The following is a 3,274-nucleotide window of genomic DNA, read 5'->3' on the forward strand; positions in this document are numbered from 1 at the left end:
TTGGAGCCTGGCAATGTCCTACTTTCACATAGCAAATGCTACACTATCATCGGCGCTGTTTCGTTTCACTACTGAGTTCGGCATGGGGTCAGGTGGGTCCAAAACGCTATTGTTACCAAGCAAATTTGGTGTTAATCGCGTTAGCAATTAACTAAAATTTGGAATTCTGATAATAAAGTTTTCAGTAAATCTACTTTAGTCTATTAACTTCTTGCGCTATCAACTATCACATAAAACGCGTTTGGCGTTGTATGGTTAAGCCTCACGGGTAATTAGTACAAGTTAGCTTAACATATCACTATGCTTCCACATCTTGCCTATCAACGTTGTAGTCTTCAACGGCCCTTCAGAGAGCTTAAAGCTCTAGTGAGAACTCATCTCGAGGCCTGCTTCGCGCTTAGATGCTTTCAGCGCTTATCAGTTCCGAACGTAGCTACCGGGCAATGCCATTGGCATGACAACCCGAACACCAGCGGTTCGTTCACTCCGGTCCTCTCGTACTAGGAGCAACCCCTCTCAATTCTCAAACGCCCACGGCAGATAGGGACCGAACTGTCTCACGACGTTCTAAACCCAGCTCGCGTACCACTTTAAATGGCGAACAGCCATACCCTTGGGACCGACTTCAGCCCCAGGATGTGATGAGCCGACATCGAGGTGCCAAACACCGCCGTCGATATGAACTCTTGGGCGGTATCAGCCTGTTATCCCCGGAGTACCTTTTATCCGTTGAGCGATGGCCCTTCCATTCAGAACCACCGGATCACTATGACCTACTTTCGTACCTGCTCGACGTGTCTGTCTCGCAGTTAAGCTGGCTTCTACCATTACACTAACCGTACGATGTCCGACCGTACTTAGCCAACCTTCGTGCTCCTCCGTTACTCTTTGGGAGGAGACCGCCCCAGTCAAACTACCCACCAGGCACTGTCCGTAACCCCGATTCAGGGGCCAACGTTAGAACATCAAAACTACAAGGGTGGTATTTCAAGGACGACTCCACAAAAACTAGCGTCTCTGCTTCTAAGTCTCCCACCTATCCTACACATGTAGGTTCAATGTTCAGTGCCAAGCTGTAGTAAAGGTTCACGGGGTCTTTCCGTCTAGCCGCGGGTACACAGCATCTTCACTGCGATTTCAATTTCACTGAGTCTCGGGTGGAGACAGCGTGGCCATGGTTACACCATTCGTGCAGGTCGGAACTTACCCGACAAGGAATTTCGCTACCTTAGGACCGTTATAGTTACGGCCGCCGTTTACCGGGGCTTCGATCAAGAGCTTCTCCGAAGATAACCCCATCAATTAACCTTCCGGCACCGGGCAGGTGTCACACCGTATACGTCATCTTGCGATTTTGCACAGTGCTGTGTTTTTAATAAACAGTCCCAGCCACCTGGTCACTGCGGCTCCAATCAGCTTAGAGAGCAAGTCTCATCACCAATCGGAGCGTACCTTCTCCCGAAGTTACGGTACGATTTTGCCTAGTTCCTTCACCCGAGTTCTCTCAAGCGCCTTAGTATTCTCTACCTGACCACCTGTGTCGGTTTGGGGTACGATTCGGTATAATCTGAAGCTTAGAGGCTTTTCCTGGAAGTATGGCATCAGCAACTTCATCACCTTAGTGACTCGTCTCGTGTCTCAGCCTAACAGCAACCCGGATTTACCTAAGTCGCTAGCCTACTCACTTTCACATGGACTACCAACGCCATGCTTGCTTAGCCTGCTCCGTCCCCCCATCGCAATTATACCAAGTACGGAAATATTAATCCGTTTCCCATCGACTACGCCTTTCGGCCTCGCCTTAGGGGTCGACTTACCCTACCCTGATTAACATGGGATAGGAACCCTTGGTCTTCCGGCGTGCGGGTTTTTCACCCGCATTATCGTTACTCATGTCAGCATTCGCACTTCTGATACGTCCAGCATACCTCCCGGTACACCTTCAACCGCTTACAGAACGCTCCCCTACCACTCAGAATAAATTCTGAATCCGCAGCTTCGGTGCATAGTTTAGCCCCGTTACATCTTCCGCGCAGACCGACTCGACCAGTGAGCTATTACGCTTTCTTTAAAGGATGGCTGCTTCTAAGCCAACCTCCTGGCTGTCTGGGCCTTTCCACATCGTTTCCCACTTAACTATGACTTTGGGACCTTAGCTGGCGGTCTGGGTTGTTTCCCTCTTCACGACGGACGTTAGCACCCGCCGTGTGTCTCCCGGATATTACTTTACGGTATTCGGAGTTTGCAAAGGGTTGGTAAGTCGGGATGACCCCCTAGCCTTAACAGTGCTCTACCCCCGTAAGTATTCGTCCGAGGCTCTACCTAAATAGATTTCGGGGAGAACCAGCTATCTCCCGGTTTGATTAGCCTTTCACTCCTAGCCACAGGTCATCCCCTAACTTTTCAACGTTAGTGGGTTCGGTCCTCCAGTTGATGTTACTCAACCTTCAACCTGCCCATGGCTAGATCACCGGGTTTCGGGTCTATACCTTGCAACTAGTCGCCCAGTTAAGACTCGGTTTCCCTACGGCTACCCTATTCGGTTAACCTCGCTACAAAATATAAGTCGCTGACCCATTATACAAAAGGTACGCAGTCACCCAACAAGTGGGCTCCTACTGCTTGTACGTACACGGTTTCAGGTTCTATTTCACTCCCCTCACAGGGGTTCTTTTCGCCTTTCCCTCACGGTACTGGTTCACTATCGGTCAGTTGGGAGTATTTAGCCTTAGATGATGGTCCACCTATATTCAGTCAAAGTTTCACGTGCTCCGACCTACTCGATTTCACTTAAAAGGGATTTTCATGTACGGGACTATCACCCTGTATCGTGGCACTTTCCAGAGCCTTCCATTAACACCAATTAAGCTTAAGGGCTGTTCCGATTTCGCTCGCCGCTACTTTCGGAATCTCGGTTGATTTCTTTTCCTACGGGTACTTAGATGTTTCAGTTCTCCGCGTTCGCCTCGTTAACCTATGTATTCAGTTAACGATACCTGCAAGCAGGTGGGTTTCCCCATTCGGAAATCCTAGTCTCAAGTGCTTTTTACTAGCTTGACTAGGCTTATCGCAAGTTAATACGTCCTTCATCGCCTCCAACTGCCAAGGCATCCACCGTGTACGCTTAGTCACTTAACCATACAACCCAAACGGGTCTTTGTTTCGTGACAGTTTAACTTCGCCAGAAGTTAATATTGAATACTAAAGTAGATACCAATCAACAAACGTAAACGTTCATTAAATGGCACTGAATGATACTGCTATCATTCTTTTT

The 3,274-nt window shown here is 48.8% G+C and carries 2 rRNA genes; both read right to left on the reverse strand.

The window, feature by feature from the left end:
• Window positions 1–5: 5 nt before the first annotated feature.
• Window positions 6–120, reverse strand: a 5S ribosomal RNA gene (gene rrf / locus H5203_RS22250).
• Window positions 121–251: 131 nt separating this feature from the next.
• Window positions 252–3,138 (reverse strand): 23S ribosomal RNA (locus tag H5203_RS22255).
• Window positions 3,139–3,274 lie beyond the last annotated feature (136 nt).

This window comes from Pseudoalteromonas sp. SG41-1, from assembly GCF_014164575.1.
Taxonomy (GTDB): Bacteria; Pseudomonadota; Gammaproteobacteria; order Enterobacterales; family Alteromonadaceae; genus Pseudoalteromonas; species Pseudoalteromonas rhizosphaerae.